The 16,007-nt window shown below is 32.1% G+C and carries 19 protein-coding genes; 7 read left to right on the forward strand and 12 right to left on the reverse strand.

Annotated features, from left to right (window positions below):
* The first annotated feature begins 140 nt into the window (after positions 1-140).
* On the forward strand, positions 141-338 hold the full coding sequence (locus D1606_RS16080) for a hypothetical protein (protein WP_119417033.1): 198 nt from the start codon (positions 141-143) through the stop codon (positions 336-338).
* 360 nt (positions 339-698) lie between these two features.
* On the opposite strand, the gene D1606_RS16085 is transcribed toward D1606_RS16080, so the two are convergent.
* Positions 699-1,046 (reverse strand): hypothetical protein, encoded by a 348-nt coding sequence (locus D1606_RS16085; RefSeq protein ID WP_119417034.1) that lies wholly within the window; start codon positions 1,044-1,046, stop codon positions 699-701.
* 133 nt (positions 1,047-1,179) lie between these two features.
* Between D1606_RS16085 and D1606_RS16090 the strand changes: the two genes are divergently transcribed.
* On the forward strand, positions 1,180-1,809 hold the full coding sequence (locus tag D1606_RS16090) for a LysE family transporter (protein WP_119417035.1): 630 nt from the start codon (positions 1,180-1,182) through the stop codon (positions 1,807-1,809).
* Here D1606_RS16090 and D1606_RS16095 read toward each other — a convergent pair.
* Positions 1,806-3,188 carry an amino acid permease gene (locus D1606_RS16095; protein ID WP_119417036.1) on the reverse strand — a complete coding sequence of 461 codons (1,383 nt, stop codon included), beginning with the start codon at positions 3,186-3,188 and terminating at the stop codon, positions 1,806-1,808. The genes D1606_RS16090 and D1606_RS16095 overlap by 4 nt on opposite strands.
* A 305-nt stretch (positions 3,189-3,493) precedes the next feature.
* Between D1606_RS16095 and D1606_RS16100 the strand changes: the two genes are divergently transcribed.
* Together D1606_RS16100 and D1606_RS16105 are read left to right on the forward strand one after the other, a co-directional pair.
* A complete protein-coding gene (locus D1606_RS16100) occupies positions 3,494-4,351 on the forward strand; it encodes an MBL fold metallo-hydrolase (protein ID WP_119417037.1) in 858 nt (285 codons plus the stop codon).
* A gap of 317 nt (positions 4,352-4,668) precedes the next feature.
* The gene (locus D1606_RS16105; RefSeq protein WP_119417038.1) at positions 4,669-4,959 is read left to right on the forward strand and encodes a translation initiation factor 2; all 291 of its coding nucleotides are present in this window, start codon (positions 4,669-4,671) and stop codon (positions 4,957-4,959) included.
* 97 nt (positions 4,960-5,056) lie between these two features.
* Here the strand turns inward: D1606_RS16105 and D1606_RS16110 are convergent, their stop codons facing one another.
* Entirely contained in the window at positions 5,057-5,254 is a 198-nt protein-coding gene (locus D1606_RS16110) for a WYL domain-containing protein (RefSeq protein ID WP_233548147.1), read from the reverse strand.
* Positions 5,255-5,351: 97 nt separating this feature from the next.
* Complete coding sequence (locus tag D1606_RS16115; RefSeq protein ID WP_119417039.1) at positions 5,352-5,603, reverse strand: phage holin; 252 nt, start codon at positions 5,601-5,603, stop codon at positions 5,352-5,354.
* A 254-nt stretch (positions 5,604-5,857) separates the two neighbouring features.
* On the opposite strand from D1606_RS16115, the gene D1606_RS16120 reads away from it, so the two are divergent.
* Positions 5,858-6,262, forward strand: a complete 405-nt coding sequence (locus tag D1606_RS16120; RefSeq protein WP_119417040.1) for a hypothetical protein — start codon at positions 5,858-5,860, stop codon at positions 6,260-6,262.
* Here the strand turns inward: D1606_RS16120 and D1606_RS16125 are convergent, their stop codons facing one another.
* Positions 6,263-6,505 carry a hypothetical protein gene (locus D1606_RS16125; protein WP_119417041.1) on the reverse strand — a complete coding sequence of 81 codons (243 nt, stop codon included), beginning with the start codon at positions 6,503-6,505 and terminating at the stop codon, positions 6,263-6,265.
* A gap of 149 nt (positions 6,506-6,654) precedes the next feature.
* Between D1606_RS16125 and D1606_RS16130 the strand changes: the two genes are divergently transcribed.
* Entirely contained in the window at positions 6,655-7,086 is a 432-nt protein-coding gene (locus D1606_RS16130; RefSeq protein ID WP_367269492.1) for a ferritin-like domain-containing protein, read from the forward strand.
* Between the two features lie 63 nt (positions 7,087-7,149).
* Here D1606_RS16130 and D1606_RS16135 read toward each other — a convergent pair whose 3' ends face one another.
* The 5 genes from D1606_RS16135 to D1606_RS16155 form a co-directional block, all read right to left on the reverse strand.
* Positions 7,150-7,872, reverse strand: a complete 723-nt coding sequence (locus D1606_RS16135; RefSeq protein WP_119417042.1) for a GDSL-type esterase/lipase family protein — start codon at positions 7,870-7,872, stop codon at positions 7,150-7,152.
* Between the two features lie 146 nt (positions 7,873-8,018).
* On the reverse strand, positions 8,019-8,603 hold the full coding sequence (locus D1606_RS16140; RefSeq protein ID WP_119417043.1) for an N-acetylmuramoyl-L-alanine amidase family protein: 585 nt from the start codon (positions 8,601-8,603) through the stop codon (positions 8,019-8,021).
* Between the two features lie 54 nt (positions 8,604-8,657).
* A complete protein-coding gene (locus D1606_RS16145) occupies positions 8,658-9,038 on the reverse strand; it encodes a VOC family protein (protein WP_119417051.1) in 381 nt (126 codons plus the stop codon).
* 448 nt (positions 9,039-9,486) lie between these two features.
* Complete coding sequence (locus D1606_RS16150; RefSeq protein ID WP_119417044.1) at positions 9,487-10,578, reverse strand: PRK06851 family protein; 1,092 nt, start codon at positions 10,576-10,578, stop codon at positions 9,487-9,489.
* Between the two features lie 210 nt (positions 10,579-10,788).
* On the reverse strand, positions 10,789-11,877 hold the full coding sequence (locus tag D1606_RS16155; protein WP_119417045.1) for a transglutaminase domain-containing protein: 1,089 nt from the start codon (positions 11,875-11,877) through the stop codon (positions 10,789-10,791).
* 500 nt (positions 11,878-12,377) lie between these two features.
* On the opposite strand from D1606_RS16155, the gene abc-f reads away from it, so the two are divergent.
* Entirely contained in the window at positions 12,378-14,015 is a 1,638-nt protein-coding gene (gene abc-f, locus D1606_RS16160) for a ribosomal protection-like ABC-F family protein (protein WP_119417046.1), read from the forward strand.
* An 80-nt stretch (positions 14,016-14,095) separates the two neighbouring features.
* Here the strand turns inward: abc-f and trhA are convergent, their stop codons facing one another.
* Together trhA and D1606_RS16170 are read right to left on the reverse strand one after the other, a co-directional pair.
* Positions 14,096-14,752 carry a PAQR family membrane homeostasis protein TrhA gene (gene trhA, locus D1606_RS16165; RefSeq protein ID WP_119417047.1) on the reverse strand — a complete coding sequence of 219 codons (657 nt, stop codon included), beginning with the start codon at positions 14,750-14,752 and terminating at the stop codon, positions 14,096-14,098.
* Between the two features lie 207 nt (positions 14,753-14,959).
* Positions 14,960-16,007, reverse strand: a 1,048-nt coding sequence (locus D1606_RS16170) for an LCP family protein (protein ID WP_233548148.1), incomplete at its 5' end; no start/stop codon positions are given.

Consider the following 16,007-nt stretch of genomic DNA (forward strand, 5'->3'; position numbering starts at 1 on the left):
ACTCCCAAAATGACTCTTCAGTATCTTTTGTTTATGTTAGTACTTATTTAAAGTTTGGATAATTTGTGAAAACTTGTATGATACAATTATCTATAGAAATAAACTTTAGAAGAGATTAATGTTTATATGAGGAGTATTAAATGAGTGGGATAATTTTTTTAAATATTTGTGGGCTAATTATAATATTGACCATGTTTTTTACAGAGGTATATTTTTATAAATTAAATAAAGCAAAAGCACGTATTGAATTTAAAATTGCCTTTATTTTATTAATTATATCAACTTTGGCGACCTTAATTGCTTTTGGAATTATAAATTACACTTGGATTACTACATGATTAAGAAAAGAGCGAGTGCGAAAACTCTTGCTCTTTTTTAGTTTTATCGTAAATATTTGTGAAGCGTTATTGCCAGGGATGATTTTTTATATACAAATAACACACGCTGAAAGATTGAAATGGATAAAAAAACCAGGTGACCTTAATTGGCTTCCCGGTTATTTTTTATGATTAGATTTCCTATTCTTTTGGTTCTTTCAATCCATTAATTAATCCGATATCGAAACTATGCAGATACATTTCTTTTACAATTCCCCTCTTATTTTGTTCATACACACTTTTTTCCTATTATGTTCATATCATTTTCTCCGTAAATGTACTTGTTTCTACTTTATAAAAACTTAGCCGCTGAACCCTATGCTAATTATTTTTACTTTCTTTTTGTTTATCATTCTTTATTTCACTCATCGAACGATAAATTTGTGTATTGATCGAACCTTGAACAATTTGTTCTAAAAATAAGTCGCCTATTAATGCTAAATACTCTTCATCATCGTACATTCTTTTATTTTGTATTTCCATCTCCGCTAATCCATCGTATGTCGAAATAAGCGAGTACGTATGATCAGGACCTGTTATTGGGACTAAAATATCTACCTTATGATTATAGTTTTCGTTTCGATACTTTTTTATTTGTTGAATATTTTCAATTCCTTCATTAAATTTATCTTGCTTAATCTCAAATGTTTGATGAACATAAACAGTCATTTAATTTCTCTCCTGTAATAGCTTTATTAGAGTTCTTCAACCTTTGGAAATTCCCAAAAAGTTGTCCTACAAACTAACCCTTTTGAATAGCATGTTGTTACAAACAACTTTTTATTTTTAAGGAGCCAATAATTTGAGTATTTTTTTTAGTTATGTTTTCCTCGGAATATCTCTTGCAGCACCAATTGGTCCAATTAATGCCGCACAAATAGATAAAGGTATTAAAGGGGGCTTTTTCCCCTCTTGGTTTGTTGGACTAGGTGCTATGTGCGCAGATGCTTTGTATATGCTGACAGTATACCTTGGAGTAATAAATTTTTTAGATACACCCTTTATGCAAACCTTATTATGGTCTTTTGGCTTTTTTGTACTTGTATATACGGGGATTGAAAGCATTGTCAGTGTAGGTAAAACCATTCAAAGGAGTAATGATCACAATTTTTCTCTTACTAAATCATTTTTTTCAGGCTTTTTTATGTCTTTATTAAATCCACTAACGATTCTTTTTTGGCTTGGAATTTATGGCTCAGTACTAGCTAAAACTGTAGTAGATTATGAAACAGCCGATGTTATTCTTTACAGTTCAGCTATTTTCCTGGGACTATTTTTTTGGGATATTACTATGGCATGTGTAGCAAGTAGCTTTAGGAAGTACCTAACTACGAAACTTCTTGCTTTTATATCTATTGTGTCTGGATTATCTCTTATTGGGTTTGGCGTTTATTTTGGTATTCAGGCAGTAAAACTATTAGCAAGTCATTAATAAATCCCTCTCGGAAATATATTTTTTTCTTTTTTCTTCTTTTTGGATTTTCCAAAATGCATAATAAGAACGACTGTCAAAATAATTAGGAGAAACACTATACTTACAAAAAATCCAGGTCTGCTGGACTCATGAAGTAATGTCCCGCTAACTGCTAACAATATTAAAATCATTCCAATAATTCTTTTAACATGGTCGAAACCAGTAGCTTTTATTAGCTTTGGAAGAGAAATAAGTATAAACACCCAGTTATATAAAAGCATTAACCCTGCAGCTGTTGTAATGTATTCATACACAGAATCTGGCATTAGACGCGATAAAACAATGGAAATAATCATCCCACTAATTGTTAATGCTAATGCATAAGGTGGTACTTTAAGTTTTCCCTTTTTCGAAAAAACTTTTGGGGCGTCACCATCTTCTGACATCGTTACTAGCATACTGGTGACAGCAAATAAAGATGCAGCCATAGTTGAAAAACCTGCTATGATGATTCCTCCAATAAATACATGAGGGAAAAATGAAAGATTAAATTTATCCAGAGCAATGATAAACGGACTCTCCTTAGTATTAAATTTATCAATCATTACTAAGCTTGTCGCTAAAAATATGGAGGATAAATAAATAATTGTTAGGATAATTAACATGATAGTATTAGATTTCTGAATCTCTTCTTTGACTTTAAGTCTCGTTGCTAATATACCTAGGATTTCTATTCCACTAAAAGCATAAAAGCCGAAAATTAAGGAAGACCAAAGCCCTGTAATTCCTTTTGGTAAAAACTCTTTCATAGAATTGTGAACAAGAAAGTCTTTACTACTCCCTCCAAAAAAGCCAAACAGAACAGCTATAGCCAAACAGATAAACATTAAAATAGCTGCAATTTTGATCACTGCAAAAACATTTTCGATTCTTTCAAAACCTTTAGTTCCTATTAAAACGACAGTGATACCAAGAATGGCATATCCAGTAGCAAATATCCAAAGTGGAACATTAGGAAACCAAAATCTAGAAAGAAGAGAAAGGGCCGTTAACTGACTACCAGATATTAGCATTTCGGAGAACCAATAAACCCAACCGCTACTAAAGCCTGCCCACCGGCCATATGCTAATTTTGCATAAGAACGAAAAGACCCCTTTTGAGGGTTTTGTGCTGACATTTTGCTAAGTGCATTAGATACTATATATGTGCCAAGAGCTGCTAGGATAAAGGAAACAATAATGGAAGGGCCAGTTTTTAATATACCAATTCCTGAGCCCAAAAAATAACCTGTCCCAATAATAGATCCAACACCAATAAGGGACAGTTGCCACCATGCCAATTTCGCTTCTTTTGTATTTTCCTTTCCATTACTTTTATTACGAACTGGTATTTCCATGATTGGACTCCTTTCTTCGTTTCGTTTTTATTATTCTCGTAGAGCCTATAATTATTCAGAATGAAAAAGCATACAAAATTTTGAAACTACAGTTTCCTGTAATTATTCTAGACCGTATAAATAAATCGCAAGTTGTTAAAAATGAAGATAGACGGTGTCAAGAACCGTCTACTCTTAACCATAACCCTCTTCGTTCATGCGCTTGAATTCCCGTTCAAGCGTACTTTTTTTGTATAAATTTGGGATGAAATAATTTTCTTTTAAAAGGGAAGTATAACCATCGAAGGATTTTAGGAGGTAGAAAAATGGACCAAGACATGAATTATGGCAATGATTATAAATATATCCCCGTAACTTCTGTAGGAAGTGGGATGGGTATTGAAGTATTACCAAGCTTACTTTGTTACACTATCCAAGTTGTGAATATGTGTTTAGTTAGAAATTTGGAAACAAATGATTTTGTTTTAGTTGATGCAGGAATGCCTAAATCAGCCGATGAAATTATTTCAACTACCGAAAAGTATTTTGGTGATAATCAGCCAAGTGCTATTATTTTAACGCATGGTCATTTTGATCATGTTGGAGCTATTATTGATTTAGTTAAACATTGGAAAATCCCTGTTTATGCACATGAATTAGAGATTCCCTATCTAACGGGTAAAAAAAGTTACCCAGAACCAGACACAACTGTCGAAGGTGGAATGGTAGCGAAGATGTCTTTCATATTTCCTAATGAGCCAATCAATTTGGGGGATAACGTAAGACAGTTACCATCTGATGGAACAATTCCTCATATGCCTGATTTTAAATGGATTCATACACCTGGACATACTCCTGGACATGTCTCTTTATTTAGAGAAAAAGATAGGACTCTAATAGCAGGTGATGCATTTACTACAGTTAAACAAGAATACCTTTATAACGTTTTAACTCAAAAGCAAGAAATCAGTGGACCTCCTAGATACCTTACTACAGATTGGAAAGCAGCTAAGGAATCTGTCATTAAGTTACAAGCATTAAAACCTGCTGTTGCTGTTACCGGACACGGTTTACCTATGTCAGGCGAATTGCTGACAAAAAGTTTACAAAAACTCGTTAAAAATTTTGAACAGATTGCTATACCTGAGTACGGTAAATATGTGAATCCCAAAAACAATAATTGATGGATTTCTCAAAAGCGAACCCCTCTATAAAAAGAGGGGTCTGGGATTTCCATTTATTTGGATGGGCCTTTTTCTTTTGGGGCTATAACAACAGTTAAATTGATATTGGGAATCTGGTACTATTTTACAATTTTCTGAGTATAGTATTTTAATGTTAATAAATACATACGGAAAAAGGATAAGGGTATTTATCCCAATAAATACTCTAAGAGCTATTTTATTGGCACGTTAGGCAAAGTACAATATCATTTGCACACACTAATTCAGTATGACTTTCATATTTTAATAATAAAAGAAATATAGAGGGAGGCATTAGGTTGGCTAATAAAAATAATTATCCTAATGAATTTAATAACGAATCACCTGATATCCTTGCCGCCAGGCTAGCCTTTATTGGGTCTATACTCAATACTTTAGGAGATGGATTAACTACTGTAGCGAGTAATATAGCTTTACAACAGTTATTACAAAATGAAAATAATAATAATCAAGATAATCAAAATTCAAATAATCAATTACCAAATAATCAGACCGAACTAACAAAACAAATAGAAAATTTACAAAGGCAAGTAGACTACTTAACTAGGAAAATAGAAAAAAGAAAATAGGCACCAAATAAAAAAGTAATGAAGCAAACATACAAATTGACTGAAACCATGAGACCCAAAATTTGTTTTATGGTTTCTTTTATTTTTCAGTAATCACTCAAATAATTTCGTTTCCCTTTTGAATAACTGGTTCAACAGCTAGCACTTGATCTATGAAAAACGTTCGTTGAGCATTTTTTTTATAACAATAAGCGCGGAATTTATCATCCTTTATCTCCAATATCTTCAAACGTCTTTTTGTAGTTTTCCCTAATTTAGACATATATATGATTGTTACTAATTGTTGACGTTCCAAAGCTTTTTGTAATTTCTCCTTCAGAAATCCACCTCTTATATTTTTGATGTTTAATGAAGTAAAATTATTATTATCACCATCGAAACCTATCTTTGTGTTATTTTAATCCTTTTTCTTTCAAACATTTCTCTTGCTCTTTTGCTTTTTTAGTAACGATATAACTGTTCTTCCAAACCCCATATCCAATGATAATAAATGGTACCGCTGCCATCACCATATCCGTAAAACTATTTATCACTTTTGGCGTAAACCATTTAGGGGCTACACCTATCGAATCCAGAAATAAGTAAATCGTTGAGAGCAATCCTCCAAAGAGTGCAATATATTGTTTTAATTTGTCCGCATTCATCTAAATCTACCCTCCCTTAATCACTTGTCCCAGAACTATATATTATTTATACTATTCACTTAATCTCATTAAGATTCTTAATATTGTTAATATGATATATAAATAAGCAAGGGGCTGGCCTGTAAGTAGAAAACTTACGGATCAGCCCCTTGCTTATGGTTATAAAGCAACTTATCATGCATATATATTATTATATGTGTAATACATTAGTACTGTTTTTAGTTGCAATTTTTAGAATATGGAGGGATTCTACTTTGAAAAGACCAATTGGAATTACACTAATTAGTTATATATACATTTTCGGAATAACAGCTTTAATCGCTACGACATTTTTCTTTGATCAAATCGCTAGCAAGATTGAATTTGTTGAAAAAATCGGTTTACCTAATTTTCCAGAGGAATTATTCCGTGTTCTTATTGCCATCACAACTTTAATAATCATATATGGATATATGAATTTAAAACCTTGGGGATTATGGTTAATGGTTCTTTACTGTATTGGTTTCGGAGTTATTAGCTATCTTATAATTCTTTCATATAATAAGCAGTTATTTATAGGGAACTTCTTATGGTCGTCTATCGTTTTGGTCTATTCCTTAGCTATCCACAAATCTTTCTTTAACAAGAAAGAATCAAGGAAGATTAAATTTGCTCGATAACTACTTGATAAAATCATCCGTTTCAAGATAACTTTTGATAAAATGGATGCATTGCTCAGCTTCACGAAAACATTCATGAAAAATATCTGTTTGAAGAACTTCAAAAAATCGATTTGTTCTTCGAATACAGAAGTTTGAATATGTAATTTCTTTCCCTACTTCTAGGTTATGTATTTCCTGAATGATCGATTTTAGATTTGCTAGTTTATCTGCGTATTCAAATAAATCTAATTGATTTTTCATAGTTAACATCTCCTTACTCCATTATTATTCGATGTTTTTTGGTCAATTCCTTCCTTAAATAATATCGGGCTAATTTTCTAATATTTGAAATTAGACAAGTTCCGCAGTATCCCAACCTTTCATAAAGTATTTAGTGGGAGGGATATCTATTGGATTTTAATAACTGTGATCATCAAATGCAGTATTCTGTATTGAATGACCTAACAAAAGCAATGGATGGAGAACATGAAGCAATATGTTTTTACGAAATGCTTGCTAATATGGCACCTAAAGCAAGTATGAAAAAGAAAATCTTAGAAATAAGAGAAGATGAAATTCGCCATTTTCATATGTTCGAACATATTTATTTTTGTTTAACAGGATGTCAATATCATCCACAAACTCAGCCAACCTATCCGAAAAGCTTTCTACATGGCATTGATAAAGCATTCCACGATGAGCAAGAAACAGTGGATTTTTATCATTCTGTAGCTAGAAAAGTTCATGAGCCTTGGATTAGTTGTGCGTTTTCTGAAGCTGCATCTGATGAACAAAATCACGCTGTTTGGTTTTTATATTTCATGCAAGTTTGCAAAAACTAATTATAAAAAGAAGGATGACCTAAAGGCTTTTTAGAAGGCCTAGGTCATCCATTTTTTACATAGCTAATTTTCCATATAAGGTCTTAAAGCATTAATCCATATAGCATAACCTTTCCCATTTAGGTGAAGGCCATCACTAGTATATTGGCTATCCATATGGTCGTCTTTCAAGAACTTGTCATGAATATCTATCATCAGAATCTTATGCTTGCTTGCTAATTTTTTTAAACCTGTATTTAGACTAACTACCTGTGAATTGTGGACACGATAACCGTATAATTCTTTGTTTACAGGTAATACAGATGTCATAATAATTTTAGTAGATGGGCTTTTTTCTTCGATTGTTGATAGAATTTTGTCATAGTTTTTTAGAGTTTGTTCTTCAGTAAATCCTTTTGATATATCATTTACGCCAATCATTAATACGATTCGCTTAGGTTTACCACTTGTAATGGTATCCAATCGCTTTAAAAGACCAAATGTAGTATCTCCACCAATCCCACGATTAAGAATTGGTGCAATCGGAAATTCTTCAGCCCATTCATTGTATAAAATCATGCTATCCCCCAGCATAACCGTGGATTCCCTTGTCACTGATAGTCTTTCGAACAATGTTTGACGTTGGTCATAGTGTGCTTGACGTAAAACAACCGACTCTTCATTTATTGACTTTTTATCCATCTTCGTTTTCATCACAGCAAGACTATTCGTTTGGACTATCACAGTAATTAACACAGCCATCAACAAAATATTGATAACAAATGATATTCTTAATCTTTTTTTCATAAAAATCACCTACAAGCAATCATTCCGTATATTTTGTAATCTATGACTCTATTTTATAATTTTTGGTTCCTTTAAGCGAATATTACCCTTTTTGAAATAAATATAAATGCCATTGACTGCGTTATATCTGTAACGAAAGTTTAAGGTTAGAATCTGTCCTTTATAAGCGAAATATACTCTAGAATTCCTTCAACAATTGCATTTCCTTGCATTTCTAATCTTTTCCTATCTCTAATCCTTTTTATATCAATCGTCGAGTCCATAAAACCACCTTCTATTAATATTGCTGGCATCGTTGTTTCCTTTAGTACAAAATAATTGGCTTCTTTAATACCTCGATCCTTTAGTGCCATGGCTTTTACAACTTTGGGATGAATACATTGAGCAGCTATAGTTGACTTCGGATTTTTACTTTTGGGCATCATGACAAATGTTTCTACACCTGTCCAAGTTCCCCATTTCCCTGTGTTTGCATTGTGGTGAATTGATATATATAGATCCGCTTGTTTAATATTGGCTAGTTTAACCCGTTCAATTAGACTTCTATCTTTCTCTCCCGTCGGATCATCAACTCGAATATATTTAATCCCATTTGCTTTACCTAAACGTTTTTCAATTGTTTGTACTACTTTGTTATTAAAATGCCATTCCTTTGCCCCATCGGGAGTTTGCTTTCCAGGTGTATATTTTCCATGTCCTGCATCGATAGCTATTAACCAATTCTTTTTCATGAATAATCCCTCCTCTATTAATCAAATAGAAGAGATTTTCAAAAAAAGGACATTTTATTTATTATCTTCATTCCATTCTAATAGTTCAATTCGATTGCCAAAAGGATCGAATATGTAGATTCTGTTTGCATTAGGAAGTTTGTCATCTTCTAGAAAATCAATTTTGTTATTTGAAAGATGTTTTTTCAATTGCTCAAGGTTATTTATTTCAAAAGCTGGATGTGCTTTTTTCGCAGGTGAAAAGGGTTCTTCAATTCCGATATGGATTTGAATATTTCCAGAAGCGAACCAAACTCCGCCATTTTTCTTCAATGTATCAGGTTTTTCAATTTCTTCAAAACCTAATATTCCTGAAAAAAATTGACGTGATACATTTTCACTACCTTTAGGAGCTGCCAATTGGATATGATCAATCGCTTTAAAATGGAATACCATCATCATCATCTCTCTTCCTATATTTAACTTTTATACTAATATCATATATCACCAGCTACATATAAATAAATTTAATTAAAATGATATTATTCTATAAATAATACTTATGTCTTTTAAACTATTCGAATACTTTAAATCACTTGTTAAAAGGCAGTAAAAAAACAAAGGCCACTCTTATAAAAAGAGCAACCTCTGTAATTATGAAATGGATTTGAATATGATTAAAATTACTTCTAATACAATTATCCTTTTCATTATTAGGTAAATGGTAGGTAATTGTTAGTGACTATATTGGTATTTAAACTGTTTAGCCTTAACTTTTCCACTTTTTAATTTAGTCTATAATATGCCTTAACTGATCTAATAATCGCCTAATCCGCAAAAAAATTATGACAATTCAATGGATATTTTATATCTTATTTTCGTTATGTGAATGGATTTAATAATTTTATTTCAACATTTTGGAGATAGTTGATGTAATATCATTTTGAATATTTTCAACGATATTAAAATCAGTAGCATCTATATATATTCTCCTCAATTTTTCATGTATTTCTTTTGCTTCAGCTAAATTGGCAGTTCCTTCATTCATCTTCTCACGATAACGAGAGGCAATATCGCTGATTTGTTTCTCATATATCTCATCAGTTGCTGGTGTAATCGCAATATGATAGAGATCGATAATTTCATCTCCTTCTCTACTTGGAAAATACTCATGAGGAGCTGTACTATCGAAAATTGCCATACCTAACTCACGGAAAATCAGCATATCTAAACTGTTTGGATCAAAACCACAATGGTAAATTTCTACGTCAAAGCCTTTGCTTTCTGCTGTTTCTGCTAATTTTTTTAAAAGTGTGGACTTACCAGAACCCGGTCTTCCCTTTAAAAAATAGCGTTTACGTAGTCCTTCTGTTAAATTGGGGACAAAGTCAATAGCACCTTTTGGAGTAGCTGCACCTAAAAAGCGATGACGAACGTTTGCCTCCTTGTTTAGCTCGATATCTTGAAAGAAACGGTCTTTTAATTCTTCTGTTAGACCATCCAATTTTTCGTAATCCATATTCGATATATAAATAGATTCCCATTCATCATGAATTGATAATGCTTCAGAAAATGCTTCATAAGCCTGTATATAATAGGTTTCTTTCTGCTCGATTAAATGTTTGATCTTATCCTTTTGAGATACTAATCGATTTTGATTCCACGCTATGCCAAGGTTCACATATTCCTCAACTACTCCAGCCACTTTAGGTTCTAGAATATGTGGAGCCGTACCATCTACAATTGCAATTTTTGCTGAAGATATAATGACACCGTCAAGTGAATCTGCATTTGAAGAACAGTGAATGTACTCTATGTCATATCCTTGTTCATTGAAAACTTTCGCTATGTTTTTCATCATAATGGATTTACCATTGCCTGGTCCACCTTTTAAGATGAATACCTTATCTAACTCAGAAAAGTTAATATCAAAAAGGCTGTAACTTCCTTTAGCGGTATTTCCATCTGCAAAGTAATGGTATTCTCTCCCTTTCACTCTCAATAATTCTCCTCTCAAATGAGATACGTTCTACATTGTTAGGGTATGCAAAATAAGAGATATAGGTGCGAGCCTACATAACATTGACATTATTAAGGAAGGTAAAAAAGGTTAAAAAAGCGCTATTCAACAATATTGAATAGCGTTTTTCTACCTTGATGGAGGTAACCTTATTTAATTGAAAGTCAATTTGGTCATGAGAACAACTCATTGTTTCACATAGGCTGACCAATGATTAAAGTTATTTTTGGTTACCGTTGTATTTTTTGATCTGTCAATTTTTGCTTTTGTTGTATTACCATTAAAATCTTCTAATGTTAACCATTTACCTTTTACATCAATATATTTTAATGGCAGATTGTTTTGGAATAATGCTGTTTTTTTATTTGTATTCATATTCCATTTATATACATTGGAATCATTTTGTAAAGTATAGTAAAAATTATTACTGTTGATATCAAAAGCTTGTGCGTTCATTAGAAACTCATAATTTTTGCTTTTAGCTGGATTTTTAGAACGATATTTCCAATAATGATCTTTTGCTAATTGTTGGTCACTGATTAAGAAATAATTTAAGCGATAACGATCACCACGATCAGGCATTGGGTCATTCCAAGTAATGTCTAGGTTGTACCATTTTCCGTTCACTTTTACCTTATTCCATGCATGGTTTGAATCTTTCACCTTGCCAGTTATATATTTTGTTTCAACGCCGGCTTCCGTTAAAATACGATAAGCCGCTAATGCGTAACCTTGACAGACTGCCTTATGATCAAACAGTACTGCATATGCAGAGTGACCACCATCAGTTGCATTTGAACTGTATTTAGTGTTTGAAGCTATATATTTATTTACAAAGTATACTTTTTCAAAGTCGGTCATATCTTTCAAATGATTTTCTTTCACAATACGTTTTACTTTATCGTTAATCTTATTCTCTTGTTCTGGTGTTGTAAGATAGTATGCTTCAACTTTTATATGCATCAAACCTAATTTGGAAGAGATATGATAAGAATAACCCGTCAAATTACCATAGCCATAATTTGCTGTCGAACTTAATTGCTCCATAATGTTTTTGAACATTTTATCGACTTCTTTAGATTTATATGCAGGAATTTTTGTAGGAATCGTAAACTCAAGGTTCACTTGATCTAAATTTTTTAAAACTTCTTGTTTAATGGCTGATTCAGTAGTGATTGCAGGAACATCATCATCAGCATATACATCATAATGTAAATAGCCAGCAGTACCAAGAGATATAGAAAGTCCAAGTAAAATCGCAAGGAACCTTTTCATCTATTTTTCTCCTTTCCATCATATTATCTATGATAAAAACATGAAATTTAAGAGTGTTATAGTAATAACTATAAATGCAAATTGAGAAAACTAGACAAGTAATTTCTGGTACAATCTCCAACTAAACAAAAAGCCTAGACAATCATGTCTAAGCTCATAGATTTATATTATAGGTATTTATACTAAATATTTTATTCAAGTGCTTCCTTTTTTGATAAGGATTATTTTTAATTCTTTCAAAATTATGAAAATTGATGTATAATAGTGACAAATATTACAGAAGGGACGATGGGTGGACGATGATTCTATAATCTTATTTTTTATTTATTGGAATGCCAATATTTCAATTTCAAAAAATAGGATTAGTCTGCCCATTTTCTTTATATACACAAAGCTATTGTTTTTGAATAGCTCGTTTTAAATCGGCGCAAAATGACTAGTCCTTCCAAAAATTTTTGGGGGTATTTTTTATTCTCCCTTTGAAAAGAGGGATATACAATATGCAGGAACTTTTAAAACTACAAAATGTAAGCTTCGAATTTCAAGATCAAACTTTATTTGAAGATATAAATGCAACGATTCGAAGAGGTGAAATCATTGGTATCATTGGCAAAAATGGTGCTGGAAAATCTACATTATTACGTCTTATTCAAGGTAATTTAAAGCCTAGTAATGGGCAATTACATTATCCTCAAAAAAACATAACCACTTTCTATGTTAAACAAGAAGTAGCAACCTACCATTCCGAAAATGTAAATCCATTAGAGGCTACTCTTTTATCAAAATGGAATGTTCCAACAACTGATTTTAACTTTCTTAGTGGTGGTGAGAGGTTAAAAGCAAGACTTGCAGAAGGTTTATCAAAGGATGTCAATCTTCTATTACTAGATGAACCGACGAATCATTTAGATTTAAAAAGTACTGAGTTATTGATAAAGCTGATGAAAAATTATAAAGGTTCGATAATTGTTGTTTCTCATAACCGTTATTTTCTAGATAAAGTTGCTACAAAAATTTGGTCAATTGAAGACAAAAAGCTATTCGAACAATATGGAAATTATACTGATTACATCCAACATCGAGAACAAAGACGGCGCTCCCAGCAACTAGCGTTTGAAAAACAACAGAAAATGATAAAAAGGATTCAATCACAGATACATCAAATTTCAAATTGGTCTCAAATAGCTCATGGCCAATCAACGAAGCAAGATGGCTATAAAGAATACTATCGTGTAAAAGCAAAAGGAATGGATAAACAGGTAAAATCAAAAAGAAAGAGATTAGAGAATGAACTTGAGAAAGCAAAAGTAGAAAAAGTTTCCCCTGAATATACAGTTAAATTTTCCATTGACCACCATAAAAAGTTGGGAAAACGTTTTATAGAAGTTAAACATCTAGCAAAATCATTTGGAAGTCGAACATTATTTCGCGATGGCAATTTCACTATTCAACATGGTGAAAAAATAGCGATTATTGGGCCAAATGGCAGCGGAAAAACAACATTCCTGAAAATGATTATGGGTCTTGAAACTTCAGATGGTGACATATGGGTTTCTCCAAGTGCAGATATTGGATACTTGACTCAAGAGGTATTTGATTTACCACTATCACAAACGCCTGAACAATTATTTTATAAAGAAAACTTCGAAGAAAGAAGCAAAGTTCAAAATTTGATGAAACACCTAGGGTTTACCGCAGCACAATGGAAAGAACCCATCTCTAAAATGAGTATGGGTGAACGTGTCAAATGCAAATTAATGTCATATATTTTGGAAGATAAGGACGCCCTTATTTTGGATGAACCAACGAATCACCTAGACTTACCATCTCGAGAACAATTAGAGGAAACATTATCTGAATATACTGGTACATTACTTGTCGTATCACACGATCTCTACTTTTTAAAGAAAATCACTACGAGTAAGCTTGTTTTCTCAAATAAAATGATTCAAAAGCAACTTGAATCAGTATCAGAAAATGAAACAAAAAAGAACTCAACAGAATTACGATTAAAGCTAGAAAATGAACGCCAAGAAGTCTTAGGAAGATTAAGTTTTTTATCCGCTAATGACCCCGAATATATACATCTTGACCAGAAGTTCAATGAATTAACTAGACAAATTAATGAGCTAAAATAATGTTCTAGAAATAAGTAAAGCCTACTTCCATCAAATGGATAGTAGGCTTTTATATTTTTCTACTGTGATAATTTAGCAACTCACAAATAATTCAACACACACAAGTACATGGCCGCGCTTCCACCCAAAACAAACAAATGCCATATTGCGTGATTAAATGGAATTTTGTTATTTTGATAAAAATACGTTCCTACAGTATATAAAATTCCACCCGTTAGTAATACAATAGCTCCCACCCAAGATATCTTATCTACTAAAGGGCGATATGCGATGACAATAAGCCATCCCATTGCAATATATATGATTAACGATAATGCATTATATCGATAGATGAAAAAGTATTTAAAGATCATTCCTAAGATGGTTAAGCCCCATTCAATACCAAAAATAACCCAACCAAGCTTTCCTCCTACACCTAAGAGAGCAATAGGTGTGTATGTCCCAGCTATTAATACATAGATGGAAGCGTGATCTAATCTCGAGAAAACTTGTTTATATTTTGAAAATCCATGAAACAAGGTTGATGCCAAATATAATGCCATCATCGAAACACCGAAAACAATAAAACTTACCATATGTAATGCAGACCCAAGAACATTTGCCTTTACAATTAGTAATATGAGCGCTGGAATGGAAAGTATGAAACCTAAACCATGTGTAATAACATTCCAAAATTCTTCGTTTTTAAAATTAAAGCCTATAGTTTCACTTGATCTAGTTGTTGTTGGTTCATTCATAAACAATCCCTCCTAAAAGCTTTTATTCTTTATACAATAATTATGCTTTTTTTATGGGACCGATTGAATTACCAGATGTCATGTATAAAAGATTACAAATATCATATTGACCATTGTTTATGGGGTACTCCTACAATCCAGATAAAAAATAACTCAATGATGTAGACTTGTTTATATATATCCACTTTCAAGCTTCAGATATACTCTTTATTGACCAAAATCAGCATTTGTTATAAATTCAGTCTTATTTAGTTTCAGTATAGTTCGTAATCTATCACTTACTTCACTTAAATTTTGCCTATTGGGAATATAATAATACACTTTGTTTACCAGCTGATCTGTTCCCTCTATGTCAATTAAATTTATGGATAAGTTGTTTAGTTTTGTATATTGCTTTTGCAAAGCATATAAATCATTGAAAGTTAAGTCTGTTTCAATGTTTTTACCTAGTATGTCTGATAGTTGTCCTACTTTAAGGATTGTTCCTGTTTTTAAAACTTGCTCCACCGTTGCTTTCAAAAATTGTCTTTGTCTTTCTTCTCGAGAATACGTGACATTCTCTACTCGTTTTCTCATTCTAACAAAAGCTAATGCCTCTTCCCCAGATAAATGTGCTTCCCCTTTTTTGAAATGGATTTTTTTCTTATTATAAATATTTTCTTCCCAAAATCCTTTCTTAATATCGATAGTGACACCACCTAGAGCATCCACAACATCCCGAAATGCTTCAAAATTAATCGCTACAAAATGATCTATTGGAATATTCAATAATTTCTCTACAGTTTCTACCTGAAGTTTAGCTTCTCCGTATCCTGATAATTCCCCATAGGTGTAAGCAGAATTGATCCTATGTATACCTGAATATTCACCGGCATTTTCAATATTCACTCTTGTATCTCTTGGAATAGTGACCATATGAACTTTTTTGGTATTAGGATCTAATGTCATTACAATTTGAGTATCTGCCCTCCCATCCTTTTTCTTGCTAGAGTAATCTTCTATTCCCAATAACAATATCGATACTGGATCTTTACTAAATGTAACTTCTTCTTCTCTTAATTCGGATCGATTATTTTTTCTTTGTAGATCAACTTTTGAATCATCCATTGCGTTTTTTACTTTAAAAAAAGCAAATGATCCATAACTTATGGAAACTAACAGTAAAACTATTGATGTTGCAATAACCCATCTTAAGATCTTGTTCTTTTTGCTTTTCCGATTTTTTTTGCCCCTACTATTGTCCATTATTGTTCTC

Source organism: Rummeliibacillus sp. POC4 (assembly GCF_003576525.1).
Lineage (GTDB): Bacteria > Bacillota > Bacilli > Bacillales_A > Planococcaceae > Rummeliibacillus.